At 50.7% G+C, this 26,751-nt stretch carries 20 protein-coding genes; 18 read left to right on the top strand and 2 right to left on the bottom strand.

Annotated features, from left to right (window positions below; genetic code table 11):
- Nucleotides 1-6: 6 nt before the first annotated feature.
- The 7 genes from ACY2VT_RS00650 to ACY2VT_RS00620 all read left to right on the top strand — a co-directional run bounded on the left by ACY2VT_RS00650 (nucleotide 7) and on the right by ACY2VT_RS00620 (nucleotide 10,023).
- On the top strand, nucleotides 7-891 hold the full coding sequence (locus ACY2VT_RS00650; protein ID WP_461878520.1) for a carbohydrate ABC transporter permease: 885 nt from the start codon (nucleotides 7-9) through the stop codon (nucleotides 889-891).
- 16 nt (nucleotides 892-907) lie between these two features.
- The gene (locus tag ACY2VT_RS00645; RefSeq protein ID WP_461878519.1) at nucleotides 908-2,029 is read left to right on the top strand and encodes a hypothetical protein; all 1,122 of its coding nucleotides are present in this window, start codon (nucleotides 908-910) and stop codon (nucleotides 2,027-2,029) included.
- 47 nt (nucleotides 2,030-2,076) lie between these two features.
- Nucleotides 2,077-3,696: a response regulator transcription factor gene (locus ACY2VT_RS00640; protein WP_461878518.1), complete on the top strand. Its 1,620-nt coding sequence runs from the start codon at nucleotides 2,077-2,079 to the stop codon at nucleotides 3,694-3,696.
- 23 nt (nucleotides 3,697-3,719) lie between these two features.
- Nucleotides 3,720-4,667: a cupin domain-containing protein gene (locus ACY2VT_RS00635; RefSeq protein ID WP_461878517.1), complete on the top strand. Its 948-nt coding sequence runs from the start codon at nucleotides 3,720-3,722 to the stop codon at nucleotides 4,665-4,667.
- A 153-nt stretch (nucleotides 4,668-4,820) separates the two neighbouring features.
- Entirely contained in the window at nucleotides 4,821-6,191 is a 1,371-nt protein-coding gene (locus ACY2VT_RS00630; protein ID WP_461878516.1) for an MATE family efflux transporter, read from the top strand.
- 15 nt (nucleotides 6,192-6,206) lie between these two features.
- Complete coding sequence (locus tag ACY2VT_RS00625) at nucleotides 6,207-8,684, top strand: excinuclease ABC subunit UvrA (RefSeq protein WP_461878515.1); 2,478 nt, start codon at nucleotides 6,207-6,209, stop codon at nucleotides 8,682-8,684.
- A gap of 31 nt (nucleotides 8,685-8,715) precedes the next feature.
- Entirely contained in the window at nucleotides 8,716-10,023 is a 1,308-nt protein-coding gene (locus tag ACY2VT_RS00620) for an alpha-L-fucosidase (protein WP_461878514.1), read from the top strand.
- 70 nt (nucleotides 10,024-10,093) lie between these two features.
- Here the strand turns inward: ACY2VT_RS00620 and ACY2VT_RS00615 are convergent, their stop codons facing one another.
- Nucleotides 10,094-11,422, bottom strand: a complete 1,329-nt coding sequence (locus tag ACY2VT_RS00615) for an MATE family efflux transporter (protein ID WP_461878513.1) — start codon at nucleotides 11,420-11,422, stop codon at nucleotides 10,094-10,096.
- A gap of 131 nt (nucleotides 11,423-11,553) precedes the next feature.
- Between ACY2VT_RS00615 and ACY2VT_RS00610 the strand changes: the two genes are divergently transcribed.
- The 9 genes from ACY2VT_RS00610 (at nucleotide 11,554) to ACY2VT_RS00570 (ending at nucleotide 22,891) form a co-directional block, all read left to right on the top strand.
- Nucleotides 11,554-12,423 carry a LysR family transcriptional regulator gene (locus tag ACY2VT_RS00610; RefSeq protein ID WP_461878512.1) on the top strand — a complete coding sequence of 290 codons (870 nt, stop codon included), beginning with the start codon at nucleotides 11,554-11,556 and terminating at the stop codon, nucleotides 12,421-12,423.
- 176 nt (nucleotides 12,424-12,599) lie between these two features.
- Nucleotides 12,600-13,325, top strand: coding sequence for an ABC transporter ATP-binding protein (locus ACY2VT_RS00605; RefSeq protein WP_461878511.1), 726 nt, complete (start codon nucleotides 12,600-12,602; stop codon nucleotides 13,323-13,325).
- On the top strand, nucleotides 13,318-15,039 hold the full coding sequence (locus ACY2VT_RS00600) for a putative ABC transporter permease subunit (RefSeq protein ID WP_461878510.1): 1,722 nt from the start codon (nucleotides 13,318-13,320) through the stop codon (nucleotides 15,037-15,039). Before ACY2VT_RS00605 ends, ACY2VT_RS00600 begins: the two co-directional genes overlap by 8 nt.
- Nucleotides 15,040-15,454: 415 nt before the next feature.
- Nucleotides 15,455-16,162, top strand: a complete 708-nt coding sequence (locus tag ACY2VT_RS00595) for a response regulator transcription factor (RefSeq protein ID WP_461878509.1) — start codon at nucleotides 15,455-15,457, stop codon at nucleotides 16,160-16,162.
- Entirely contained in the window at nucleotides 16,155-17,879 is a 1,725-nt protein-coding gene (locus ACY2VT_RS00590) for a sensor histidine kinase (RefSeq protein WP_461878508.1), read from the top strand. The genes ACY2VT_RS00595 and ACY2VT_RS00590 overlap by 8 nt, the downstream gene beginning before the upstream one ends.
- A gap of 122 nt (nucleotides 17,880-18,001) precedes the next feature.
- Nucleotides 18,002-19,093 carry a glycosyltransferase family 2 protein gene (locus ACY2VT_RS00585; RefSeq protein ID WP_461878507.1) on the top strand — a complete coding sequence of 364 codons (1,092 nt, stop codon included), beginning with the start codon at nucleotides 18,002-18,004 and terminating at the stop codon, nucleotides 19,091-19,093.
- Complete coding sequence (locus ACY2VT_RS00580) at nucleotides 19,090-21,912, top strand: YfhO family protein (RefSeq protein WP_461878506.1); 2,823 nt, start codon at nucleotides 19,090-19,092, stop codon at nucleotides 21,910-21,912. Before ACY2VT_RS00585 ends, ACY2VT_RS00580 begins: the two co-directional genes overlap by 4 nt.
- Nucleotides 21,913-22,239: 327 nt before the next feature.
- Entirely contained in the window at nucleotides 22,240-22,461 is a 222-nt protein-coding gene (locus ACY2VT_RS00575) for a hypothetical protein (protein WP_461878505.1), read from the top strand.
- A 13-nt stretch (nucleotides 22,462-22,474) separates the two neighbouring features.
- Nucleotides 22,475-22,891: a hypothetical protein gene (locus tag ACY2VT_RS00570; protein ID WP_461877867.1), complete on the top strand. Its 417-nt coding sequence runs from the start codon at nucleotides 22,475-22,477 to the stop codon at nucleotides 22,889-22,891.
- Between the two features lie 45 nt (nucleotides 22,892-22,936).
- Here the strand turns inward: ACY2VT_RS00570 and ACY2VT_RS00565 are convergent, their stop codons facing one another.
- A complete protein-coding gene (locus ACY2VT_RS00565; protein ID WP_461878504.1) occupies nucleotides 22,937-23,452 on the bottom strand; it encodes a helix-turn-helix domain-containing protein in 516 nt (171 codons plus the stop codon).
- A gap of 256 nt (nucleotides 23,453-23,708) precedes the next feature.
- Here ACY2VT_RS00565 and ACY2VT_RS00560 point away from each other — a divergent pair, with 256 nt between their 5' ends.
- Together ACY2VT_RS00560 and ACY2VT_RS00555 are read left to right on the top strand one after the other, a co-directional pair.
- On the top strand, nucleotides 23,709-25,328 hold the full coding sequence (locus ACY2VT_RS00560; protein WP_461878503.1) for a mannitol dehydrogenase family protein: 1,620 nt from the start codon (nucleotides 23,709-23,711) through the stop codon (nucleotides 25,326-25,328).
- 63 nt (nucleotides 25,329-25,391) lie between these two features.
- On the top strand, nucleotides 25,392-26,750 hold the full coding sequence (locus tag ACY2VT_RS00555; protein WP_461878502.1) for a GntP family permease: 1,359 nt from the start codon (nucleotides 25,392-25,394) through the stop codon (nucleotides 26,748-26,750).
- Nucleotide 26,751 lies beyond the last annotated feature (1 nt).

Genomic DNA, 26,751 nt, shown 5'->3' with positions numbered 1-26,751 from the left:
TTTACTATGAAGATAAAATCGTCTCCATCCCGAAAGGTGTTTGAGGTATTCAATTACATCTTTCTGACAATTGTCATCTGCATTTCGCTGTTTCCGCTGGTTCATATTTTTGCACTTTCCTTAAGTTCCAACGCAGCGGCGCAGGCAGGCCTTGTTACCGTAATTCCAAAAGGATTTACGACAGAATCCTATAAATACATTCTTTCCAAACCGGAATTTTTCAAATCATTCGGTATATCCGTTGTAAGAGTTGTCCTGGGAACCATCATCAGCGTCGGACTTACGATTGTCAGCGCCTATGCGATGTCCCAGCCGGATGAGCGCTTCCATGCAAGAAAATATTATGTCTGGTTTTTCATGATCACCATGGTATTTTCCGGAGGACTGATCCCGCTGTTCATCGTCATCAAAAGTGTTGGAATCTACAACACCATCTGGGCCCTGATTCTTCCGAGCGCTGTACAGACCTTCAACGTCATTCTGATGCTGAACTTCTTCCGCGGACTGCCGTACGCTTTAACCGAATCGGCGCTGCTGGACGGTGCCAACCACTTCCAGATCATGGCCAAAATCGTTGTTCCGATTTCCAAACCGTCTCTTGCAACGGTCGGCCTGTTCACGATGGTCAATCACTGGAACTCCTGGTTCGATGGAATGATTTACTTAAGCGATACATCGAAATATCCGCTGCAGACTTACCTGCGAAATGTCATCCAGTCCGTCGATATGTCCAACATCGATATGAACAACGTCGGCGCGCTGAGCAACGTATCGCAGAAAACGGTAACCGCAGCACAGATTTTCGTTGCAATCATTCCGATCCTGCTGGTTTACCCGGCACTGCAGAAATACTTCATCACCGGTATGACACTGGGAAGCGTAAAAGAGTAAAAATGGGGTGACAAAAATGGAAAAAGCAAAAGAGGGACTGATGCATCTGTTACAGATGATGGGGTCCAAAGAGTTTGATGCAGAAAGTTATGCGAGAAGTGAGAGCATCGACGGAATCCTGAAAAATCAGGAGTGCATGCTGCAGAACCCGGAAGAGGGCGGGGAAGCGGCATTGAATTACTGGAAAGAGCGCGGATTGAAAAAGGAGCTTCATGAGGCAGAAAATATCGCGGAGAAGTGGGCATCCTACGTTCCGCTCGAGGCAGAAAAGAATCCGAAAAAAACATATCCGCTGCTGTTTGTAATGCATGGCTCCGGCAATCCGATTTATCTCGCAGAATCGTATGGCTATACGCAGCTTGCGGCGAGAGAGAAAGTAATTGTCATCATTCCGGAGACAGAGACACCGGAAAAACTGGATGAGCTGTTTGCGTATGCGAAAGAACATTATCCGGTGGACTGGAGCAGAGTTTATATGGCAGGCTATTCGCTCGGCGGATTTATGACATCGCGTCATGCGATCCGCTGGCCGGAGCGCTTTGCCGCAGTTGGAACCGGCGGTATGCTGTTTGCAAATGGTCCGACTGGTGTTCATAAACAGAACGATGTGATCTGGCCGGAAGAAACCATCACACCGGAAATGGTCGCACATGCGGCAGAGGTAAAAATTCCGGCCTGCATCTGCATGGGAGAAAACGAGATTCTGGGGCTCCTTCCAGTAACAAGGGACGAACCGCCGTTCAATCCGCCGGGAGGAGATGCCTCGGAGGAAAAAGCAGATCGGATTGATCTTTCCGGAAAAAATAAAATCCAGTCGATCAACAATTGGAGAACGATCGCCGGATGCGAACCAGTTGCAGAAGAAGCGGTACGTGAGGCAGCAAAATACAGTGCCGATATCGTAACAGAGAAACTCGGATTTCCAATGGAACAGACGAGAGTGGAACTGAGGGAAGGAAGAAGCCATTTCATCGGTGACTGTGTGAATCCGCAGGGAGAAAACCTGGCGCGCTTCATCTGCATGGGAAAATCCGCACATTGGCCGTCACAGGCACTTGTGGATTTTACCTGGGAATTTATGAAACAGTTTTCGAGAGAACCGGAAACGGGAGTCTTAAGCAGAAATCCAGAGGCTTGACGAACGGATAAAACAAAACTAAACTTCATGGCAGGGAGGAATGCGATATGTATAATGTACTGATTGTGGATGATGAAAAAATGATCCGCGATGATCTCTGCAGCCTGCTTGCCATGGAGGAAGAATGGGAGCTGGACCTGACGACTGCGGCATCCGGCATCGAGGCACAGAGCGTGCTGGAAGAACGGAAAATTGATATCGCGATTATGGATATCAATATGCCGCAGATGAGCGGTCTTGAGCTCTATGATATCATTCTGGAGCGGTGGCCGCACTGCAAAATGATTTTCCTGACGGGATACGCGGATTTTGACTACGTATATAAAGTTTCCAAACATGCCCGGTATGTGCTGAAAGCAGAGGATGATGAAAAAATTCTGGAGGCAGTCAGGGAAACCATTGCCGAGCTTGAAAATGATCTTCTTCTCCAGCATCTGTCAGATTTTCGGCAGGATCGGGAAATGCAGTCGATATTCTATATGAGGACACTGCTTCTGGGAGAACTGCTGGAGGGCTACCGTCCGCTGAATCAGCTGAACCAGCAGCTTGCGGATGAGATGCTGTTTGACTTTGCGATTGATCAGAAGATTTATTACGTTGTTCTGCGGCACAGTATTTTTCTGAAAGATGATTATGAGGAGGAAAAACGAAATGCCAGAATGTATTATCAACTGATTGAAAAGTATTTTCTCGATTTCATGCACGGATCTTATCTGGAATATAACCGGAACGGTTTTCTGATGATACTGCAGCCGAAACAGATGCAGAAGGAAGAGCATATTGTAAAGATGCTGGCAGGAGCGGCCGAATTGTTTCAGAAGGCACTCCATAAAAATCTTGGAACATCGACGGGAGTTCTGGTGGGAGAGCAGGCGGTTCTGTTTGAAACATTAGTCCGGAAATTTTCGGCCATCGAGGACCGTATGGCATGGTTTGCCGAGGATGAACTTTCGGTAGAACCGATTCAGAAAACACCGCTGGAAAAAGAGCCGCTGTCCGATGCAAAAAAGCAGGATCTGAATCAGAGTGTCATGAAGCTGGAGTATTATCTGGAGGGCATGGAAAAGGAGAAGGTGCTGGATACGATTCTTACGCTGCAGAGAGAGCTGCAGGGAATCCGAAGCATGCACGACCTGTTTGCACTGGAACTCTACTGCAGCATCAGTGCGAAATTTATCGGATGGATCAAACGGCTGGAAGTCAATGAAGAACTGGCGTTTCGCATCGGTACGATGAATCTTTATAATGTATCACTGCATGCAAGCTGGCAGGATGCTTTTGAATACCTGTATCATGTGGCAGAGCACGTTTTTGAAATCAAACAGCAGAATGTGGAGCGGCAGAATGAGGATGTTGTAAACCAGGTAAAACGGTATATTACCGAACATCTGGCAGAAGATACTTCGCTGCATGTACTGGCAGATCAGGTGCATTTCAGTCAGGAATATCTGCTCCGTATTTTCAAAAAGCAGGAAGGAATCACGATTTTACAATATATCAACGATATGAAACTGGATATGGCAAAACGGCTGCTGACCGGATCGGAACTTTCGGTGAAGGAAATTGCAGAAAAGCTTGGCTTTGCGAGCCAGGGGTATTTCGGCAGATTTTTCCGAAGCAAAATGGGACTTTCACCGAAGGCCTACCGTGACGGACAGGCGCGATAAATAAAAAATGGGAGGTTTTTACAATGTACGAAAAATATCTGATTGACATGAATGACCCGAAAGACTGGATCCGCCACTGGGATGAAGGAACGCAGGTGGTCAACGATTTCATCCTGCCGCGCGGCCCGCATGAGAAGGATGAGATGAGTGACACGATCTATCACAAAGATGCGACCGTTCCGTATCACCAGCACCGGAAAGGATTTGAGACGTTTGAAATCGCAGCCGGAAGCGTAGAGTGCTTTATGCGCGGCAAACGCTTTATCGCACACGCAGGCGATATCATCCACATTGCACCGTGGACGCCGCACGGATTCCACTTCCTGGAAGAGGGAACCATCTGGCGCGAGCTGTTCCAGGAGATTGATATGTCGGGCGGCATCTGGGAGAAAAACACCGTCAACCAGAATTTCCCGGAAATCAAAGAAGATCCGGAGTTCATGCGCATTTACCGCGGCGATCCGCTGAATCTCACAAGAGAAACACCGGTCTGCGAGACGGTGGACAAACATGAAATGCACGAAGTCCGCACCCCGGATTTTGCCTACACAACGTATGAGGGTGACGGCTATAAACTGCAGCTCAAAATCGGCCGCTGGGAGACAAACGGCGTGAAAGAAGTATGGCATGCTGAGCTGGAAAAAGGCCTCGTTGTCGAGTTCGCCTTCCCGCACTGCAACTGGGAGCTGTACTATGTGAAAGAGGGCGCGCTGGAAGTCGAGGTCATGGGCGAAAAATTTGTCGCAGGACCGAATACGCTTGTGCATATTCCGAATTTCCATCCGCACACCATCCGCGCACTGGAGCACACAAAGCTGTATGACTACGGCGGAGAGACACACCTGATGGCAATGCTCGAGGATCTCGAATCCATCAAAAAATATCAGCCGGAGAAGCTGCAGGATGAGGCGGCAATGACGGCATTCTATCACAAATACAAATGCTTCGCGACAAAGATGTACCGCGAGTAAAAGAAGAGAAAAAGAAATGGGCAGCCCGCTTTTGAAACCAGAAAAATCTGGCGGAAAAGCGGGCTGTTTTTCTGATGGCACCGTATTGACCCTTCTGTTAAAACAAAGTAAAATATAGGTATTGGGAAAACAGGAGAGGAGAAGAAAAAGAAAATGGGGTACTTAGGAAACAAATTACAGGGTAAATACCACAAAGACACGTTCCAGACCGCCGTCAATATGGCATGGCCGGCGATTGTGGAATCTTTTTTTATTGCCTTTGCGGGTCTTGTCGACTCGCTGATGGTAAGTTCGCTCGGCTCTTACGCAGTTGCGGCGGTTGGTCTGACCACACAGCCGAAACTGATGGGCCTGGCGTTTTTCTTTGCGCTGAATGTGTCGATTTCCGCCCTCGTCGCAAGGCGGCGCGGCGAGCAGAGGCAGGATGCGGCGAATGAAATCCTGGTGACATCACTGGCGTTTATTATCCTTGCGGCAATCGGATTCAGCATCGCTTTCGTGGTACTGGCGAGCCCGATCATCAATCTTTGCGGTTCAACGGCGGAGACGCATGACGGAGCCGTGATGTATTTTCAGATCATCATGGGCGGTATGATTTTCAACTGCATCCAGATGGGCATCAACTCGGCGCAGCGCGGTGCGGGCAATACGAAAATCACGATGCGCACGAATGTAACATCGAATACAATCAACATTATTTTAAATTATCTGCTGATCAACGGCCATTTCGGATTCCCGGCACTCGGCATTCAGGGCGCGGCGCTGGCGACCGTCACAGGAACGGTTGTTGCGTGTGTGATGAGCATTCTTTCTATCATGAAAAAAGACGGTTTCCTGAATCTTGGCTATATTGTGGAAAGGAAAATCAAACCGACTTTCGCATCCCTTGTCAGCCTGATCAAAGTCGGCTACAGTGTTTTCTTCGAGCAGCTGTTCATGCGGATCGGTTTTATGATGACGGCAATCATGGCAGCAAAACAGGGAACCGATGCGATGGCGGCACACCAGGTCGGCATGAACATCATGTCGCTCTCGTTTGCCTTCGGTGATGGCCTCCAGTCCACGGCGGTTGCGCTGATCGGCCGAAGCCTCGGCGCGAAAAAGCCGGATCTCGCAAAAGAGTATGGCAGAACGTGCCGTCTGATCGGCGCTGGCATCGCGGTATGCCTCGTTGCGATTTATCTCTTCGGCGGAAGATGGCTGTACAGCCTGTTTTTCAAAGAACAGCATATCATTGAAATCGGCGTCAGCATCATCCATGTCATCATCTTCGTCGTCATTTTCCAGATCTGCCAGGTCATCTACATGGGCTGCCTGCGCGGCGCCGGAGATACGCTTTATACAGCGGTTGCGTCCATGATCAGCGTTACGTTTATTCGTACGATCGTTTCCTACCTCGGTGGCTATGCGCTGGGTCTTGGCATCGTCGGTATCTGGTTCGGCGTGCTGGCGGATCAGATGTCGCGGTTTATCTTTGCAACGATCCGGTTTAAACAGGGAAAATGGGTGAAAATCCAGATCTAAAACAGGAGAAAAGTTATGATCAAAAAAATGCTCGTACGAGGAGCAAAAGTACATAATCTGAAAAATATTGATGTCGATATTCCCTTAAATGAGATCGTCGGCATCGCCGGTGTGTCCGGTTCCGGCAAATCGTCGCTGGCGCTCGGCGTGCTGTATGCGGAAGGATCGCGCCGCTATCTGGAGGCACTGTCCACCTACACCCGCCGCCGGATGACACAGGCATCGAAAGCGTCGGTGGATGAAGTCTTATACGTTCCCGCCGCACTGGCCCTGCATCAGCGGCCGGGGGTGCCGGGAATCCGCAGTACGTTCGGAACGGGAACGGAACTGTTGAACAGCCTGCGCCTGATGTATTCCCGCCTGGCGAACCACCGCTGCCCGAATGGGCATTATGTGGAGCCGTCGCTCGCCGTTGCAGCCGGAAAAGAGCTGGTCTGCCCGGAGTGCGGGGAACATTTCTATGCGCCGTCTGCTGAAGAACTGGCATTCAATTCGCAGGGAGCCTGCACGCGGTGCGGCGGAACAGGAACCGTGCGCACCGTGGATCTGGCGTCGCTGGTACCGGATGAATCGCTCACGATTGACGAGGGAGCCGTTGCTCCGTGGAACAGTCTGATGTGGTCACTGATGACGGATGTCTGCCGCGAGATGGGCGTGCGCACGGATGTGCCGTTTTCGGAACTGACTGAGAAAGAAAAAGAAATCGTCTACCACGGGCCGGCGGTGAAAAAACATATTTTTTACAAGCCGAAAAATTCGAACCAGGGCGGCGAACTGGACTTCACGTACTACAGTGCCGTTCATACGGTGGAGAATGCGCTGGCAAAAGTAAAAGACGAAAAAGGAATGAAACGTGTTGAGAAATTCCTGAAAGAGGAGATCTGCCCGGAATGTCATGGGACCCGTCTTTCCGCGGCTGCGCGTGGTCCGAAGCTGCACGGCATTTCCCTCGATGAGGCATGTCAGATGACACTGACCGATCTGGTCAGCTGGGTGCGCGGTGTGCCGGAAACCCTGCCGGAGGAGATGCGTCCGATGGCGGAGAGTATCTGTGAATCGTTTTTAAACACGGCAAAGCGGCTGATGGATTTGGGCCTCGGATATCTGACGCTCGACCGTTCTGCCGCCACGCTTTCCACAGGAGAGCGCCAGCGGATGCAGCTCGCCCGCGCTGTCCGGAACCGCACAACCGGCGTGCTCTATGTGCTGGACGAGCCGAGCATCGGCCTTCATCCGTCCAACATCGTCGGACTGACGGGCGTAATGCACGATCTCGTTGCCGATGGAAACTCCGTGATTCTTGTCGACCATGATACGCAGATTTTAAAAGAATCCGACTGGATCATCGAGATGGGGCCGGAGGCCGGAAGCAAAGGCGGTCATGTGATTGCAGAGGGGGCGATTGAGACAATCGAACAGAATCCGTCCTCACAGATCGGCCCGTTTCTGGCGGGAACGGCGGAGACAAAGCTGCGTCCGCGTGTCAGCCGAGAAGAGATGTTTGCAGAAGGAACGATCCGTCTTGTAACCGGTCCGATTCACACGGTAAAACCACTGGAAGTAAAGATTCCGAAAGGCCGCCTCACAGTCGTAACCGGTGTATCCGGTTCCGGCAAAACAACGATGGTACTGGAAAGTCTGATCCCGGCGCTGGAAGCAAAAATCAGTGAAAAACCGCTGCCGGAGCACATCCGCGGAATCGAGGCGGATGGCATCGAGCATGTGAAACTGATCGATGCCACGCCAATCGGCATCAACGTGCGCTCGACCGTCGCAACGTATGCGAATGTCCATGATGAACTGCGGAAAATCTTCGCAAAGCTGCCGGACGCAAAAGAAAAAGGATACAAGGCCGGCGACTTTTCCTACAACACGGGAAGCCTGCGTTGCCCTGGCTGTGACGGAACCGGTGTGGTAAGTCTTGACGTCCAGTTCCTGCCGGATGTCAACATCCCCTGCCCGGACTGCCGCGGTGCGCGGTATGGCAGAGGCGCGTACGGCATCAGAATGACAAACAAAGCCGGAGAAACCGCATCCCTGCCGGAACTGATGGCGATGGATGTCAATTCCGCGGCGGAGTTCTGTGCTGACCGGAAAAACGTCAGCCAGAAGCTGAACATTCTGCGCCAGCTCGGTCTTGGCTATCTGACACTGGGTGAGGAGACGCCGAGCCTTTCCGGCGGCGAGGCACAGCGGCTGAAACTGGCAAGCGAAATCGGCCGCGTGCAGACGGATTCGGTATTTGTCTTTGATGAGCCGAGCATCGGCCTGCATCCGCTCGATGTGCGCGTGCTCCTTCAGGTTTTCCAGGCGCTGATCGACAACGGAGCGACCGTGCTTGTGATTGAGCACGATCTTGATGTCATCAAAAATGCCGATTACGTCATCGACATGGGTCCCGGCGGAGGAGAGAGCGGCGGACGGATCGTCGCATGCGGCACGCCGGAGGAGATCCGGGAAAATCCGGAGAGCATTACAGGGAAGTTTTTATAAAAATTCACATAAACAAGGAGGAAGCAAAACTATGTACAAATTTGACAGAGAAGCCTACGACAAGCGGATGGAATGGTACCGCGATGCGCGCTTCGGCATGTTCATCCACTGGGGGCTTTACGCCATCCCGGCGCGCGGGGAATGGGTGCGGAGCATCGAACAGATTCCAAAAGAAGACTACATGAAATACTTTGAGGAATTCAATCCCGTTGATTTCGAGCCGCGCAAATGGGCGAGAGCAGCGAAAGAGGCCGGTATGAAATACATGGTCCTGACTGCAAAGCATCACGACGGATTCTGCCTCTTCGACAGCCAGTATACCGATTTCAAATCCACCAACACGAAATGCGGCCGCGACCTCGTCGCAGAGTATGTCGAGGCTGTCCGCGCAGAGGGACTGAAAGTCGGACTTTATTTTTCCCTGCTCGACTGGTTCCACGATGATTTCCCGCACTACGGCGACCAGAATCACCCGATGCGGAACAATCCGGCGTACAAAAACGATGACCGCGATTTCGACCGCTACCTGACCTACATGCACAATCAGGTGCGAGAGATCTGTACGAACTACGGAAAACTCGATGTGCTGTGGTTTGACTTCTCCTACGGAACGCTGCGCGGCGAAGCATGGAAAGCAACCGAGCTCATCAACATGGTACGCAGCCTCCAGCCGGATGTCATCATCGACAACCGCCTCGAGGTAAGCGGCGAAGGCTACGGTTCTCTGGCGGCTGGAAATCCGACCCCGTACCACGGCGATTTCGTGAGCCCGGAGCAGATGATCCCGCCGAACGGCATCCAGGATGTGAACGGAAATGACATTGCCTGGGAGTCCTGCGTGACGATGAACAACCACTGGGGCTACTGCGCGAACGACCACTTCTTCAAACCGGCACCGATGCTGATCAAAAAACTGGTCGAGTGCGTATCAAAAGGCGGAAACCTGTTGCTGAATGTTGGCCCGGATGCGAAGGGAAATATTCCGGAAGAGTCGATCGAGCGGCTTGCAGAGATTGGAAAATGGATGAAGAAAAACGGCGAGAGCATCTACGGCTGCGGAAAAGCCGGCATCGAAAAGCCGGACTTCGGCCGTGTGACGCGCCGCGGAAATCATCTGTATTTTCATGTCTATGAAAACACGGTCGGCCCGCTGCCTCTGCCGGGCGTGAAAAAAGAAGAAATCCAGGCCATCCGCTACGTCGCAACCGGCGCGGAAATCCCGGTTTCCACAAGCTGGGTACACAGCGATTACCCGACGATGGCATTTGCTGACCTCGGTGAAGACCCGGTACTGCCGGATGCCGTCGATACGGTTATTGATGTCATTCTGAAAAAATAAGCATAGAAAAACAGCTGCGGCTGATCCCCAAAAGGATGACCACAGCTGTTTTTTTTTCGATGGCAGTCTTTTATTCGGCTTTTCTGGATTTCCAAACCCGCAGAAATCCCCAGAAGAGATTGGCGCAGAGCCATCCGATGCCTGTAGCGGCGGCAACGGCGGCAAGTTCAAAGCGCCGGAACAGGATCCAGGTAAACAGAACGCGCAGTGATATCTGCAGAATAGAACCGATCAGCGTAAAAGAAACGCGCGCCAGTCCATTGTAATAGCCGGTAAAGGAGCTTCCCGTATAGCACAGAAAATAGAAAAACGAGATGACCCGCAGATACTGAACTGCACTTGTATAGGCTGTTCCATCCGCATGGCCGAGCATCAGCCTGACAGCAGGCGGGGCCGTAAAAAAGAGAACGACTGCGCAGAAGAGCCCCAGCAGAAAGAGAATTCGAAGACTGCAAAGCGAAGCATCCCGTACCCGGTCTTTCTTTCCGGCACCGTAGTTCTGTGCAATCAGAACGGAGGTAGAAGCGGAACCGCTGTCGGCAAGGGAATTGACAAAGCCTTCAATCCGCGTGGAAGCGGTATAGGCGGCAATGACTTCTGTACCAGCTGTATTTACAATGCCCTGCACCAGCATTTTCCCGATATAGACACTGGTCTGATGCAGTGCCGTGACGATGCTGCATTTTAAAGTTGTCAGAAGAAGATGTCTGTCAAACAGCAGATCCTCTCTGGAAAGCAGAAGCTCCCGGTGTGAGCGGAACAGGTAGATGAGGCAGAGCACAGCAGAAAAAATCTGGGTCAGAACTGTGGCCTGCGCTGCGCCCGTAATCCCCATGCTGAGCCGTGCGACAAAGAGAAGATCGAGTCCTAAATTGGCAGCGACCGAGGCAGCCAGGATGTAAAGCGCGGCTGCCGTATCGCCGGAAGCGCGGAGTGCAGAAGCGTACATATTATAAAGAAACGCAGCCGGCAGTCCGAGAAAAATCCAGAACAGATAATGGCGGACAAAACCGGAAAGTTCGGACGGCGTCTGAATCAGGACAAGAATCCCGTTCATTCCGAAAAGCCCGACGGCACTTAAGAACAGTGTCAGAAAAAGCCCGCCGTACAGCGCCGTGAAGTGCTGGCGGCGCAGAGCACGCTGATCGGAAAGCCCGTAACAGCGGGCGAACAGCACAGAAAGTCCGGTGCATGCACCGAAAACAGCAAAGAGAAAAAGATTCATAATCGTTCCGGCAATCCCGATCGCGGCAAACTCCTGCTGCCCGGCATAGCGGCCGATGACGAAGGCGTCGATGGTGTTGTAAAACTGCTGCAGAAGATTGCCGAAGATCAGCGGCAGAGCGAGATGAAGAAGATGGCGGGATAAATTTCCCTCCGTCAGATCCTGTGTATGCATAAGAAAACTCCTTGTATGATTGTTCTGATGATTGACAAAAGTATAGCGCGGATTTATCCTTGATAAAAGCGAAAATAAATCAAGTTATACTTGCGGAAACTGCAAGAAGAGAAAAGGGAGAAATACATTAGATGGAACTGGAACGATGGGAAATCTTATTAAAAACACTGGAATGCGGCAGCCTGACTGCGGCGGCGGAGGCGACCGGATACACGCTGTCCGGTGTCAGCCGGAGTATTGCAGCACTGGAAAAAGAGACGGGAATTTTACTCCTACACCGGGAAAAGAAGGGCGTAACAGCAACGGATGGCTGCCGCCAGCTTCTTCCTGCGGTCCGCGAGCTTTTGTTTGCGGCAGAGCGCCTGGAGCAGACGGCAGCATCTGTGCGCGGCGGCGTCTGCGGAACGATCCGAATCGGAACGGCATACCGCCCATACTATCGCTGGATTATGCATGTAACGTCAGAATTCCGGGAACAGTATCCGGAAGTGCAGTTCCGCATCTTTACCGGAACAAGCACAGAGTTTGCCGGAAAAATTCAGGAGCATGAGCTGGATTTCGGCCTCATCAGCAGACGGGAGGGGATTGCATCCTGGATTCCCTTCTGTGAGGACCCGCTGACGGCCCTTGTGCCGGAACACCATCCGCTGGCAGAACGGGAAAAAGTACCGATCACAGAATTTACAAAGGAACCCTACATCGACACCTGCCCGGGCATGGATACCGACAATGCGCGCTTTTTCCGCCAGGAAAAACTGGAGCCGAATACCCAGTTCACGACGATTGACATCCAGGCATCCTACGCGATGGTGGACGCCGGTCTTGGCATCAGCATGAACAATCACATCAACAGTGTACAGGGCTACCCCGGCGTGTGCCAGCTGCCGCTCGAGCCGGAGTATCTGGTGGAAATCGGCCTGGCATACGGAAAGAGACTGTCCCCGGCGGCGGAGCGTTTTCTGGAATTTGTGAAGAAGCGGATTCCGAAAAACGAATCTTAAAACTTCTTACGAAATTCTGTATTTTTATAGTGATCAATTGACAGTTCTGACAGAAGAAGGCATACTGGAGAAAAAGCGTATACAGGAACCACTTTCCAAAGAAAGGAAAACGGAAAATGATTCCGGCGTGCGTGAACAGTAGTTTATTTCCATAAACGAAAGAGGGGGAATAAAAAATGATTTGTCTGAACCACGTCAGCAAGATTTACGGCGACGGAAGCAAAAAAGCCGTCGACGATCTTTCCTGGGATATCGAAGATGGAAAGATCACCGGATTTATCGGCCCGAACGGAGCCGGAAAGACAACAACCTTAAAAATGATCACTGGTATCTTAGAGCCGTCCGAAGGAACGATCGAAATCAACGGAAAAGATATCCAGAAAGAGCCGCTTGAAGCTAAGCGCCAGTTCGGCTTCGTGCCCGATGACCCGGATGCGTTCCTTCGCGTCAAGGGAATTGAATACCTGAATTTCATGGCAGACATCTACGGTGTCAGTACCGAAGAACGCCGGAAATTTATTGAAGAAACCGCAAAACGCTTCGAAATGGAAGAGAACCTTTCGAGCCGCATTATGAGCTATTCCCACGGCATGCGTCAGAAAATTATGGTGATGGGTGCACTGATCCACAAGCCGCCGGTCTGGATTCTCGACGAGCCGCTGACCGGCCTTGACCCGCGTTCTGCACACGAATTAAAACAGATGATGCGCGAACACGCCGATGCCGGAAACGCCGTGCTGTTTTCCACCCACGTGCTGGAAGTAGCAGAAAAACTCTGCGACCGCATCGCGATCATCAATCACGGCCGCCAGGTATACCTGGGTACCCTGGAAGAATTAAAAGCGGCCTATCCGGATCAGACGCTCGAAAATATCTTCCTGGAGATCACCGAACATGCGTAACTTATGGATTCTCACCCGTTTCCTTCTGAAAAGCGGACCAGGAAAAAGCAATCAGAAGAGCGGAAAAAAGAAAGCATTTTCAGGCGCAGGCCGCATCGCCGTCTACATCCTGCTCGGCATCTGCCTCCTGCCCGTTTCTGTATTACTGTTCATGATGGGATACTTTGGCTATGAATTCCTGCAGCCGCTCGGCCTCGAAGTTCTGATGCTCGATTTCGTCTGCGCCATCGGTATGCTGGTCATTTTCTTCTATGGACTGCCGCTGTTCCTCAGCCAGTATTACATGGATTCCGACCTCGTGAAACTTCTGCCGCTGCCGTTCACTCCGGCAGAAATCGTCGGCGCCAAAGGATTCTGCTGCCTGATCAATGAATATTACCTTGTGGTTCTGATGTTTTTCCCGTTTTTACTCGGCTACGGCATCAGCGCAAAAATGGGCATTCTTTACTGGATCAACATGATCCTCGCCTGCCTGATCTTTCCGGTTGTCCCGCTTGTTTACGCGGCGGTTCTTACAATGATTGTCATGCGGCTCTTCAAAAACATTCGAAACAAAGATTTCTTAAGCTATCTCGGTTTTGGCGCATCCATGGTTTTCGCCATCGGCATCAACGTCTTTTCCCGGAGCATCGGAAACTTTGAAATGGAAGATATCATGAACCTGATGGAAAGCCAGAAAGGCACCCTGCGCGCCTTCCAGACCATCTTCCCGAATCTGACCCTGATGACCGGAAGCCTTGCAGAAGCATCACTCCTGAAAATGATCCTCTACATCGCCACAACCGCTGTCATCCTCGCCGTCTTCTTCGCCCTCGCCTGGAAAATCTACCTCCCGGCCGTCCTCGGCATGAGTGAGACAACGAGCGAAAAACGCCGCCTGACCAAAGAAGAAGTCACTCGGACCGTCAAAAGCCGGAACCCCATCCGTACCTATGCGATGATCGAATGGAAAAAACTCTACCGCACCCCGGCCTGGTTCATGAACTGCGTCCTGATGCCGCTCATCTGGCCGGTCTTCATGCTGGGCATTGCCCTGATCTCGGTAATTTCCAGCCTCGGTATGGCCAAGGCTACAGGCTTCCTGCACACACTCTCCGCGGATGGAACCATCTACCACATCCTGCGTGGAGAACTCCCCGTCGCCATAGCCGTCCTCACCGCCGCCGGAATCGCCGTCATGGTCTCCATGTTCTGCCTGATCTCCGCCACCGCGATGTCCCGTAAAGGCAGCGAATACATCTACATGAAGTGCATCCCGATGACCTACCACGACCAGATCCGCGCCATGCTGGTAAGCGGCATCACCATCAGCCTCCTAGGCACCCTGCCGTATTCCCTGGCCTTCAACATCATCGCCGTCATCTTCGGCCTGCACCCGGCGACCCTCGTTTACACCACAGCAATCACCGTCCTGTTCATCCTCTTCATCAACTATGAACAGCTCCTTTTCGATCTGTCCTTCCCAAAACTAAACTGGGAAAACGAAACAGCCGCCATAAAATCCAACAACCGCGCCCTGATCTCCGTCCTCATCGACCTCACCGTCGGAGCCATCCTGATCGGCGCCGGCTGGCTGCTGTACGGAAAACTCCACCTAAACATCCACATCACCACCGTGGTAATGATCCTCATCACAGCAGTTTTGACATTCGCCATGCGAACCGCCCTCTACACCCAGGGAGCGTCAGCAATCCGTCACCTGGAAAGCACCTAAAGCGTATTCCAGAAATATCATCATACCCCCATTTGAAAAGCTCTGTCCCCCAAAAAAATTAGGCAGAGCTTTTTAATTTTAACACCTATCGCTCATCAACATCAGGGCGCAGCGGGGCAGGCATCATGGGCGGCGGGGCATTTGCAGGAGAGCTAAGGATCTTAGGGCGTGGAATTTTGCGTTGGAATGAGACGCAGCACTGTCTGAGCGTCAGCGAGTTTGCGGAGTCTCATTCCGTTTTTAGCAAAATCCCACACCCTTAGATCCTCTTGCTCCCCGAAACAGCCCAGCCGCCCATGATGCCTGCCCCGCTGCGCCCGTCCGTTATCTTAAGAAAAATGTCAGTTTTTCATCAAAAGAATATCCGTTTTCTCTGCTATGATAAACACCATAGAACCAAGAGGGGAAAAACAACATGAACCAATACAACATATTAGTCGTAGACGACGACCGTGAAATCGTAAGATCTCTCGGCAAACTATTAGAACTGGAAGGCTACAAAGTAAAAAAAGCCTACAACGGCATGGAGGCCCTCGACATCCTCATGACCGAACAGATCCACCTGATCCTTCTGGACGTCATGATGCCCAAAATGAACGGCCTCTCCGCCCTGATGAAAATAAGAGAAAAAAATAACATCCCAATCATCATGCTCTCCGCCAAAACCGAAGAGAGCGACAAAGTCATCGGCCTCTCCATGGGTGCCGATGATTACGTGACAAAACCATACAACACAGCCGAGCTGATGGCCCGCGTCAAATCCCAGCTCAGACGTTATTTCTCGCTGGGAGCAGCCAGCGGAACTGCCCAGAGCCAGGATATATTAAAAAACGGCGGCCTTCTTCTGAACCGAAACACAAAAGAACTCCTCGTTGACGGCGAACCCGTCCGCCTGACCGCGACCGAATACAAAATCATGGAACTTTTGATGGAACACCCCGGCTACGTCTTCCCAGCCGAAGAAATCTACAGCCAGGTCTGGCAGGAAGACGCGTACAGCGTAGAAAATACCGTCATGGTACACATCCGGCGTATCCGTGAAAAAATCGAGATCACGCCCAAAAATCCAAAATATTTAAAGGTGGTGTGGGGAATTGGATACAAAATCGAAAAAATTGACTAAAACAGAAAAACGAATCCTGACCTGGATGCTCATCGATCTTGGCATGGTACTCATCCTGTGCGGAAAACTCCTGCGGAAATGGGGCGAAGAATTTGCCTGGGGCTTCTGGCGCGGCATCGACTGGGGAGTCGGTGTGGGACTGACCGTCGCCGGTGCAGTGAGCATAGCCGCAGCATGTTATCTGGTATGGAAATACTGGAAAAACACCTGGAGCCCGGCGATGACTGCTTTTATGGATAACGAACCAGCAGCACAAAAGACAGCATCCGAAGAAAACGGAACAGCAGCCGATTCCGAAACCGAAGAAGCAGCCAGAGCAAGACAGATGAAACAATTGCAGTTTGAAGCCAGAGCCGCCGCCGAAACCGAAAAAGAGCAGCTGTACCTGAAAAAATCCGAAAAGCTGCCAAACGAACTTTTGATCCTGATCGGAGGCTTCACCCTTTACCAATGGATCCGGCCATTCCGGCACAGCTACATCAGCTACAGCTTCGCAGCCAGATGGCCGAACGCAGTGGGAGGATGCATACAGACTGGCGTATTGCTCTTTCTCGTATGCGGTATTTTCCTTCTCTGTGCCGGAATCCTTCTGTACCGTTATACAGAAAAACAACTGAAAGAAACTTTTTGGATCGTTCAGGAAATCGAGCGATACAAAGTCCGCACCAGCCTGGAAAAGCAGCTCGCTGCCCAGAGCAGATGGCCGTTCCGCATCGCGCTTGTCTTGGAACTTCTGATCTTTATCACCATGCTTGCCGGACTTGCAGATGACTGGGACAGTGAAGTGATGTTTGTTCTGATCTTTGTCATGACTGCACTGATTCTCATTCTGTTTGCCTGGAAAACGCATCGCAGCCGCCTGAACCGCGAGATGGGACTTCTGATGGAACAGATCCACACCATGGCAGAGGGCAGCATGGAAAGCCGGATTAACGAAATCTCCGAAAAATCCCTGCTGTACCCGGCATTCGCGGAGCTGGAAAACATCGAGAGTGCCATGCAGAAGAGCGTGGAAAAACAGATGCAGGCAGAGCGTTTGAAAATCGACCTGATCACCAATGTATCGCACGATCTGAAAACACCGCTCACTTCGATGGTCGGCTATACCGATCTGCTGAAAAAAGAAGATCTGACCCCGGCGGCACAGGATTACGTTGAAGTCATTTCCACGAAACAGGAGCAGCTAAAAGAGATGATTCAGAGCCTCTTTGAACTCTCCAAATCGACCAGCGGAACCGAGAAATTCCAGATGGAAAAAATGGACATGAAGCGCCTGATCGAGCAGACACTCGCCGATATGGACGATGCGATTGCACAGAGCGGCCTGTCGTTCCGCACATCACTTGGCGAAGAGCCGCTGCCGTTCCTTGGCGACAATGGAAAGATGTACCGTGTGGTACAGAATCTGGTAGAAAATATCCTGAAATACAGCCTGGACGGAACGAGAGTTTACATCGACGCGGGAAAAGAAAACGGGGAGATTTTCGTGACGATGAAAAACATTTCTGCGTATGAAATGAATTTTGAAGCAGAAGAGATGATGGAGCGCTTCGTACGCGGCGACAAGTCACGGACGAGCGAGGGCCACGGGCTCGGCCTTGCGATTGCATCGAGCTATACCGCCAACATGGGCGGACGCATGGAGCTTGCGACAGACGGCGATCTGTTTAAAGTAACCTTGCATTTTCCGGAGGCAGACGAGAATCTGGAAAAGTGATACAGGCAGTGCAGCTGCCAAAGAATGATAAAAAGAAGTATTTGACTTGCATAAGAATGAGACAGAATCAAGATTACCGGAGGCAGGAGCTCTGCCGACTGTAATCCTGGGGAGGAAAAAAGATGGAAACAATCAGTATTATCATACCATGTTACAATGAAGAGGAAGCAATCCCGGTCTATTATGACGCGATGACACGCCAGATGGATGAGATGGAAGAACTGCAGAAGGTTCAGTTCGAGCTGATCTTTGTCGACGACGGATCGAAAGATCACAGCCTGTTCGAAATGCGCCAGCTTGCCAGAAAAGATGCGCGCTGCCGTTACCTTTCCTTTTCCAGAAATTTCGGAAAAGAGGCCGCTATGTACGCCGGACTGCAGGCGGCAGAAGGTGATTACGTGACCGTGATGGACGTTGACCTCCAGGATCCGCCGGCGCTTCTCCCGAAAATGTACGAGATGCTGCAGAGCGGAACGTGTGACTGCGTGGCAGCACGCCGCAGCTCGCGGGAGGGCGAGGGAAAAATCAAATCGTTTCTCTCAAATGCCTTCTACGGTGTGATCAACCGCCTTTCCAAAACAGAGATCGTAAGCGGCGCGCGGGACTACCGCCTGATGAGCCGCAAAATGGTGGATGCCGTGCTGGAAATGAGCGAATACAATCGTTTCTCGAAGGGTATTTTCGGATGGGTCGGCTTTCATACGGAATGGCTGGAATTCGAGCACGAGGACCGCTGCGCCGGAACATCGAAGTGGCCGCTTCACAAGCTTCTTGCTTACTCGATCGATGGAATCACGGGATTTTCGGTTGCGCCTCTGTCGCTTGCTTCGGTCATGGGTGTGATTTTTTTCCTGATTTCCATGATTATGATCGTGTTTATCGTCGGAAGAACTCTGCTGTTTGGAGACCCTGTCGCAGGATGGCCTTCGATGGTGTGCATCATTTTCCTGGTGAGCGGTGTACAGCTTTTCTGCACCGGAATTGTAGGTGTTTATCTTTCCAAAACGTATCTTGAGACAAAACACCGCCCGATCTATCTTTTAAAAGAGACAAGCGAGGAAATGGCTGAGAAACACAGCCCGCAGCCGGTGAAAAAACACGACAGCGCTGCAAAGCGGAGAAGAGAAGCACATCCGGCAGAGAAGAAAAACGTGTACTTTCCGGAATACGCGGATAAGCGCCACATTTCGACAAGAGGAGAGATCCGGGCATGAGAAACGAAATCATAAAGGAAACGAAAAGCCTGGGGAAAACACGGAAAAAAGAACGATATTCAGAAGGAAAGATCAGAACGTTCTTTCATAACCTTGATCCAAAGGATTTCACGGCGGCGGGTCTGTTTCTCTTTGCTTTATTTCTGTGCTGGCTGTTTGTCCTGCGTTACGGTGTATTTGGTTCCACCATCGACTGGATCAGCCAGCACAGTACGCTTGCCGATTACTTCCGGAAACGGTTTTACGCCACTGGAAACCTGTTCCCCGAGTTCGCCTGGAACCTGGGCGGCGGACAGAATATTTACAATTTTGCCTACTACGGCCTGCTGAGTCCGACGGTATTGCTGTCGTATTTCTTCCCATTTATCCCGATGGATCTGTGGGTGATGGGTTCCTCTGCGGTGCTGTATGCGGCGGATGCGGCACTCTTTTACCTGTGGCTTTGCCGGAAGGGTCTGCACTATGGCACCTGCCTTTTTACATCCCTTTTCTTTACGTGTTCTACCGCACTTCTGTATCATTCCTATAATCAGCTGATGTTTGTCAACTATATGCCGTTTCTGATCCTGGCGTTGATGGGCGTAGACCGCCATTTTCAGAAAAAAAAGAGCGGAATGCTGATCCTTGCCATTCTGGGGATGATTCTGACCAGCTTTTATTTTTCTGTCGGCGGGTTGATTGCGCTTACGGCGTATGCGGTGACGGAGTATTTTAAAACTGCCGGACACAGGAAAACGGCAATGGCGGTTCGAGATTTTTTCCGCGCAGCAATCCGGTTTGCACTTCCAGTTCTTGCCGGAATCCTGCTTTCCGGCATTCTGCTGATTCCATCGGCTGCTGCACTGTTCGGCGGCAGCAGCGGCGGACGCGGCAGCGCAGAGGGCGGGATCGCAGGACTCTTTACCGACCCGGCGATGTGGAAACCGCAGTTTCTGATCCTGCGGCTCTGCTATACGCCGTACGGCATCGGTCTTTCTTCCTTTGCAGCAACAGCACTCTTTGGCCGGATACTTGGAAAAAGCCGGTTCCGGGAAAAACTGCTGTCGCTGTTTCTGCTTGTCCTTTTCTGTATTCCCATCTTTGGCTACCTGCTGAACGGCGGACTGTACAGCAAAGACAAAGTATTTCTCCCGTTTCTCCCGGTTCTCTGTGCAGAAGCCGCACTTTATGTGGAAAACCAGCTTGCCCGGAAACGGGAGTGTGGAAAAAAACGAAGTTCCGGAAAATTGATGCGGAAAGTCATGGCAGAACTGCGGGAACTGCTGCCGTACGGTATCATGCTGTTTCTGATGTGGAACGCAAAGCAGGAAACTTATTTTGATAAATACTGGCATCTTGGCATGCAGGATGTAATCTGTGTAACAGTATGCTATCTGGTGTGGCGCTGGTTTCCGGCCAAAAAACTGCTTCGGGGAAGGACACTTCCGTTCCTGCCGCTCATCTTCAGCGCAGTGATTCTTTTATTCACCGGAAAAGTGATCAATCAGGAAAAAAATGTGATGATTCCATACGAAACGTATGATTCCCTGACAGATGAAAAAATTGCTGAAGCGGTCCGCGAAATCCGTGCGGAAGATCCCGGCTGGTACCGCATCGAGCAGTATGGAGACGGCGGACAGAACATCGCAAACGTCAACCGGATCTGGGATATCGGGCAGAACATTTCGACGATTTATTCTTCGGCATACAATGCAGAATACAAGAAGTTCCGGGACGAGACATACGGCATCAACGAAGCATTCCGCAACCGCATGATGCAGACCGTTTCGGATGATCCGCTGTTCTGGCAGCTCATGGGTGTAAAGTACATTCTGGCGGAAACACAGCCGGAGGGGTATGAACTCTATCGCGATTACGGCGAATTCCAGGTCTATCGGGCAAAAGCTGCCGCGCCGATCGCCTACGTGACAGATCAGGTGGTTTCGGAGTCGGAGTATAAGTCTCTTAGCTATCCGCAGAACCAGGAACTCCTGGAGACAACAGCAGTGATTCCGGATCAGGAAAGACTGGCGGGATCCACGGACGGTTCCGGCAGCACTGAGGCTTTGGATACAAACGCCTCCGACACCAACGATGATTCCGTGAAAACCCTGTTTCACAGCCGCTTCCAGAAGGCGGAACTTGAAATTCCAGAGACTAACCAGGAAGGGCTTCGGATTCAGAAAACAGCAGATGGCTATGAAATTGAGGCGAAAAAATCCGTAACCGTTTCAGCGCAGCTGCCAGACACGGCAGAAGGAGCAACACTGCTTGCTGTTTCCTTCGATGTCGACAATCAGAAAGCAGGCCATGATATGTTTATCCGCATCAACGGCCAGACCAACCGCCTGACAGGTGTTTACCATACGTATGCGAATGGAAATACCCATTTTAACTATCTCGTCACAATGAAAGAGGATGGAACGGCATCGCTTCGTCTGGGAAAAGGCCATTACGTGCTGAAAAACCTTGCCGCCTGGGTTGGTACAGCACAGCCGTCGGAAAAGACAGAACAGCTGTATCAGCAGAAACTTACCTTAATTGGAGGAATAACGAAGACATACGGCGGCGACGGCATTACCGGTGTGGTTTCCGCAGAAAAAGACGGATACCTCATTACCAGCATTCCATACGATGAGAACTTTGTATTGAAAGTCGATGGACGGAAAACAAAGGTGTTCCGCGCCAATACATCTTTCCTTGGTGCCAGAATCCCGGCGGGTGAGCACCAGATCGTCCTCGAATACCACGCACCGGGCCGAACTGCAGGAATGTGGTGCAGCATAGCGGGAATACTTTTGACACTGGCGGTTGCGTTTCGTGAAAAAATAAAAAGATAAAAAAGGCCACGATACGAGTTCTCTTTCGGGTTCTGGGTTTGTATTTCTCGAAATCCGGGAAATAAAAGGCCAAAATTCCTTACATCCGATCTATATTTTACAGATCCATTCAGCTATACTACATCTCAACGACAGGCTATTACATGAAACAAAGAGGTGAGCAGATGGATCCAGCACAGAGAATCAGGCGGATTCGGATGATCGAAAAAATAGAAAAGTATCCCAATTTCAGTAATAAGATTGGCGTGAAAAATACATCCGGATTTGTAAAAAAACAACAGAAAAAGTGAACGGCTTATGATAGAATAAAGCCAGAAGGAGAACGTTATGTTATCATTATTATTTACTATTTGTATGATTGGTTTCGTTGGAAAATTTTTTATATTTGGACTCAGAGCATCCTGGGGAATCCTGAAACTGCTTTGCACAGTTGTTTTCTTACCGGTCATCTTAATCGGAATGGTGCTCGGCGGACTGATCCACATCGCATTTCCATTATTACTGATCGCTGGAGTGGTCGCACTTGCAGCATCACATTCCTCAAGATAAGGGGAACAAACATATGACATACGATATTCAGAAAGAAAAAAGAGAAGCCATTGACGCAGGAAGAAAAGCAATCTCGAGCCTGGAAACAGCAAGAGATAATCTGAACAGTGCAAAGAACTGGGGCCTGGTCGATATGTTCGGCGGCGGATTTTTCACCACCATGATCAAACATTCCAAAATCGACCAGGCAAAAGAAAACATGGAGCAGGCCAAATACGATCTGCGGAATTTCAGCAGAGAACTGCGGGACGTGAATATGGCCTGCGACTTAAATTTTGACATCGGAGATTTTCTTACCTTTGCAGATTATTTCTTCGACGGCTTCTTCGTAGACTGGATGGTCCAGGACCGGATCAGCACCGCAAAACGCCAGGTCGAAGAGGCGATCCGGAGAATTGAAAACATCGTAGATCAGTTACAGCGGATGTAAAAATGAGGCAGTGAACGAAGAAAAAGTTCACTGCCTTTTTTGTGCCTATTTCTGCTTTTCTTTCTCCTTGCGAAGCATCTCCATATTCAGCCCCTGTTCCCCGGCGGTTTTCTCGACCCAGAGGTTTAGGGAATCAATGGCCAGAGAAATTTCGTCCAGTTTGTTGCTGATAAAGGCAAAATCCTTGATTTCGTCATCACTGATTTTCCCATCGCGTGCGATCTGGATCAGGCGTGAGGTGAGCGGATTGATCTCATTCAGGCTGGCGATGGTTTCCAGAATAATGTCCGGGAGATCCGAGACCTCCACTTCCGGGACGTAACGCTGGCCGATTTCACATTTGTGCGAGCAGTAATAATTGCAGAGATCCGGGCGGTGATAGGCGTCCGCCATCTGGATAATATCGTAAGGTGCAGGTTCCTGCATTTCGTATTCGAACTTTTCAATTTTCGAGTCAGAAACCGCCGTCATTCTTTCGCTGGCTTCCGCCCGGGTCAGGCCGGCTTCTTCGCGGCAGATCTGGTAAATCGTTTTATTTTCTCTGGTGGATTGCTTTCCCATGAAAATAGCCTCCCTTGTGTCATGCAGAATATGTGTATGATAAAGCTTATTATACTTGATCCGGTAAAGAACGACAAGATGAATTGAAAAATGGAATTTTGAAAGCTGGTAAAAATAGCTAAAAACGAAATTGTAAAATTGTGTTTTTTGTCAATGGAAATTTTCATCGCATAGATATATAATTCACTTACGACTTAGATATAAACATAAGTAAAAGGCGAAAGTAAATCAAAGAGAAAAACAAGGAGGAATCAACATGAAATTAACAAGAGATGGAATCAAAGACCGTGCAGCATGGGAGCAGGCAGGAATTGCACTTCCGGGATATGATGTAGAGGCGGTATCGGAAAAAGCAAAGGAAGAGCCAGGCTGGGTTCATTTTGGAATCGGCAACATTTTCCGTGTTTTCATCGGCGGAATCGCAGACGGACTGCTGGAAGACGGCGTTCTGGACCGCGGTATTACCTGTGTGGAAACGTTTGATTATGATGTGGTAGACAAAATCTACAAACCATACGACAACCTGGGACTGAATGTCATTCTGCATGGAGACGGAACCCGTGAGTACAAGGTGCTCGGCGCACTCGCAGAGGCAGTGAAAGCACAGTCTTCCGATCCGGCACAGTGGAACCGTCTGAAAGAAATCTTTGCAAGCAAGTCCCTGCAGATGGTTTCGTTTACCATCACCGAAAAAGGCTACGCTCTGCAGAAAGCAGACGGTACCTGGTTCCCATTCGTTGAGGCGGATATCCAGAACGGACCGGACAAAGCAACTGGCGCGATGGCAGTTCTTGTTGCGATGCTGCTCACCCGTTACAAAGCAGGAAAATATCCGATTGCACTCGTTTCCATGGATAACTGTTCCCAGAACGGTGCAAAACTGCGGGAGTCCGTTCTGACCATGGCAGAAGAGTGGAAAAAAGCCGGCTTTGTCGATGACGATTTCATGGCATATGTAAGCGATGAGAAAACCGTTGCGTTCCCATGGACCATGATCGATAAAATCACCCCGCGCCCGAGCGAGCAGATTGCCGCAGATCTTGAGGCACTCGGCGTAGAAGAAATGCAGCCGGTCATCACCGGAAAGAAAACGTACATTGCACCATTTGTCAATGCAGAGAAGCCGCAGTACCTTGTCATCGAAGACAGCTTCCCGAACGGAAGACCGGCTCTGGAAAAAGGATTCGGCGTTTACATGGCAGACCGCAATACCGTCAATCTGTCTGAGCGCATGAAAGTAACTGTCTGCCTGAACCCGGTACACTCTGCAACCGGACCGCTCGGCGTTGTCCTTGGCTATGATCTGTTCGCACATATGCTGAATACGAACGAGGATATGATGAAGATGGCGCGCATGATCGCTTACGATGAGGGTCTTCCGGTTGTAGCAGATCCTGGAATCCTCTCCCCGCAGGCATTTGTTGACGAACTGTTCAACGACCGTTTCCCGAATGAGTATTTAGGAGATACCAATCTCCGTCTTGCCGTTGATGTTTCCCAGATGGTCGGCATCCGTTTCGGTGAAACCATCAAAGCATATGTGAAGAAATTCGGCGATGCATCCCGCCTGACCGCTATTCCGCTCGGCATTGCAGGATGGCTGCGCTATATGCTCGGTGTGGATGATAACGGAGAAAAATTCGAGCTTGCTCCAGACCCGATGAATGAGGAGCTTCAGGAACAGTTCAAAGATATCGTAGTCGGCAAACCGGAAACCTTTACCGACCAGCTCCGCCCGATTCTTTCCAACGAGCGCCTGTTCTTTACCGATCTTTACAAAGACGGCGTAGGAGAAAAGATTGAGGATATGTTCCGCGAAATGATCGCAGGACCGGGAGCCGTAAAGGCAACGATTCATAAATATGTACAGAAATAAGAGAAAGAATCTCCGTCTGCTGCCTGAAAATCAGCAGCGGACGGGGCAGGAGGTAAGAGGAAAATGACGGAAGTGGTATTTGCGGCAGAGCCGGCAAGACTTCTTATTGCTGCGGCAGCGGGAATTGTGTTACTGCTGCTGTTGATTATCAAATTCAAAATTCACCCGGTATTATCCCTGTTGATTTCTGCGTTGGTGATCGGGCTCGGTGCCGGAATGCCGGTTCCGACGCTGATCAGCACTGTGGAAAAGGGAGCGGGCGAGACACTGCAGGGAATTGTTCTTCTGATCGGACTTGGTTCGCTGTTTGGCGGCATCCTCGAGGTGTCCGGCGGTGCACAGTGTGTTGCACAGACATTGATCAATAAATTCGGCGAGAAAAAGGCGGGAATTGCGCTTGGTATTACCGGACTGGTTGTGGGAACAACGGTATTTTTTGAAGCCGGTGTTGTCATTCTGATTCCACTGGCATTTGGACTTGCGAAAAAAACAAAAAAATCTACCTTATATTATGTGATTCCGCTGCTTGCAGGACTGGCGACCGGATTTGCGTTTATCCCGCCGTCCGCCGGATCGGTGCTGGTTGCCAATATGCTGCATGTTGACCTTGGGGTTATGATTGCTGTCGGCGTTCCGGTCGGAATTTTATCCCTGCTGTTTGCGGGAATTCTGTGGTCGAAATTTATCGGCAGCCGGATTGATACCGGACTTCCATCGAATATTCAGGAAGTGCGTGAGGCAGAGGAGGCCAATCTTCCGAAATTTTCAACCGTACTCTGCATCATCCTTGTTCCGCTGGTACTGATCCTCTGCAGCACGATTTCCGAATATATTCCGGGAATCGATGGTGTCCGTCCGGTGCTGGAATTCCTTGGTACCCCGTTTGTTGCGCTGATTATTGCGGTACTGTGTGCGATGTATTTCCTTGGAAAGAAACAGGGGTATGACGGAGAGCAGCTGAAGAAGATTCTGGACCGCTCCTTACGTCCGACGGGACAGATTCTGCTGGTGATCACCGGAGGCGGAATTATCCGCTGGGTGCTGCAGGACTGCGGAATGGGTGATATTATCGGACCGGCGCTGGAAAAGAGCGGACTGCCGCTGGTACTCGTTGCCTTTCTGATTGCGGCACTGATCCGTGCGTCCGTTGGAGCGGCGGTAGTTGCTATGACGATGGCTGCTGGAATTATGGCTGCCATGCCGGGTGTCGCACAGCTGTCACCGGTTTATCTGGCTGCGATGGTCTGTGCCATCAACGGCGGAGCGACGGCATTCAGCCATGTAAACGACTCTGGTTTCTGGCTGGTCAGCTCCCTGCTTGAAATAGATGAGAAAACGACATTGAAATCATGGACGATCATGGAAACCATCGTTGGAATCACTGGACTGGTCTGTGCCATTGTGATCAGCCTGTTTGCATAGG

Origin of the sequence: Fusicatenibacter sp. (assembly GCF_050872605.1) — a bacterium.
Classification (GTDB): domain Bacteria; phylum Bacillota; class Clostridia; order Lachnospirales; family Lachnospiraceae; genus Fusicatenibacter.
This window is presented reverse-complemented; position numbering and strand designations above follow the sequence as displayed.

Excerpts from the sequence above, each read along its gene's own strand:
- ACY2VT_RS00650 (WP_461878520.1), top strand. The coding sequence starts at position 7 with ATGAAGATAAAATCGTCTCCATCCCGAAAGGTGTTTGAGGTATTCAAT.
- ACY2VT_RS00645 (WP_461878519.1), top strand. The coding sequence starts at position 908 with ATGGAAAAAGCAAAAGAGGGACTGATGCATCTGTTACAGATGATGGGG.
- ACY2VT_RS00640 (WP_461878518.1), top strand. The coding sequence starts at position 2,077 with ATGTATAATGTACTGATTGTGGATGATGAAAAAATGATCCGCGATGAT.
- ACY2VT_RS00635 (WP_461878517.1), top strand. The coding sequence starts at position 3,720 with ATGTACGAAAAATATCTGATTGACATGAATGACCCGAAAGACTGGATC.
- ACY2VT_RS00630 (WP_461878516.1), top strand. The coding sequence starts at position 4,821 with ATGGGGTACTTAGGAAACAAATTACAGGGTAAATACCACAAAGACACG.
- ACY2VT_RS00625 (WP_461878515.1), top strand. The coding sequence starts at position 6,207 with ATGATCAAAAAAATGCTCGTACGAGGAGCAAAAGTACATAATCTGAAA.
- ACY2VT_RS00620 (WP_461878514.1), top strand. The coding sequence starts at position 8,716 with ATGTACAAATTTGACAGAGAAGCCTACGACAAGCGGATGGAATGGTAC.
- ACY2VT_RS00615 (WP_461878513.1), bottom strand. The coding sequence starts at position 11,422 with ATGCATACACAGGATCTGACGGAGGGAAATTTATCCCGCCATCTTCTT.
- ACY2VT_RS00610 (WP_461878512.1), top strand. The coding sequence starts at position 11,554 with ATGGAACTGGAACGATGGGAAATCTTATTAAAAACACTGGAATGCGGC.
- ACY2VT_RS00605 (WP_461878511.1), top strand. The coding sequence starts at position 12,600 with ATGATTTGTCTGAACCACGTCAGCAAGATTTACGGCGACGGAAGCAAA.
- ACY2VT_RS00600 (WP_461878510.1), top strand. The coding sequence starts at position 13,318 with ATGCGTAACTTATGGATTCTCACCCGTTTCCTTCTGAAAAGCGGACCA.
- ACY2VT_RS00595 (WP_461878509.1), top strand. The coding sequence starts at position 15,455 with ATGAACCAATACAACATATTAGTCGTAGACGACGACCGTGAAATCGTA.
- ACY2VT_RS00585 (WP_461878507.1), top strand. The coding sequence starts at position 18,002 with ATGGAAACAATCAGTATTATCATACCATGTTACAATGAAGAGGAAGCA.
- ACY2VT_RS00580 (WP_461878506.1), top strand. The coding sequence starts at position 19,090 with ATGAGAAACGAAATCATAAAGGAAACGAAAAGCCTGGGGAAAACACGG.
- ACY2VT_RS00575 (WP_461878505.1), top strand. The coding sequence starts at position 22,240 with ATGTTATCATTATTATTTACTATTTGTATGATTGGTTTCGTTGGAAAA.
- ACY2VT_RS00570 (WP_461877867.1), top strand. The coding sequence starts at position 22,475 with ATGACATACGATATTCAGAAAGAAAAAAGAGAAGCCATTGACGCAGGA.
- ACY2VT_RS00565 (WP_461878504.1), bottom strand. The coding sequence starts at position 23,452 with ATGGGAAAGCAATCCACCAGAGAAAATAAAACGATTTACCAGATCTGC.
- ACY2VT_RS00560 (WP_461878503.1), top strand. The coding sequence starts at position 23,709 with ATGAAATTAACAAGAGATGGAATCAAAGACCGTGCAGCATGGGAGCAG.
- ACY2VT_RS00555 (WP_461878502.1), top strand. The coding sequence starts at position 25,392 with ATGACGGAAGTGGTATTTGCGGCAGAGCCGGCAAGACTTCTTATTGCT.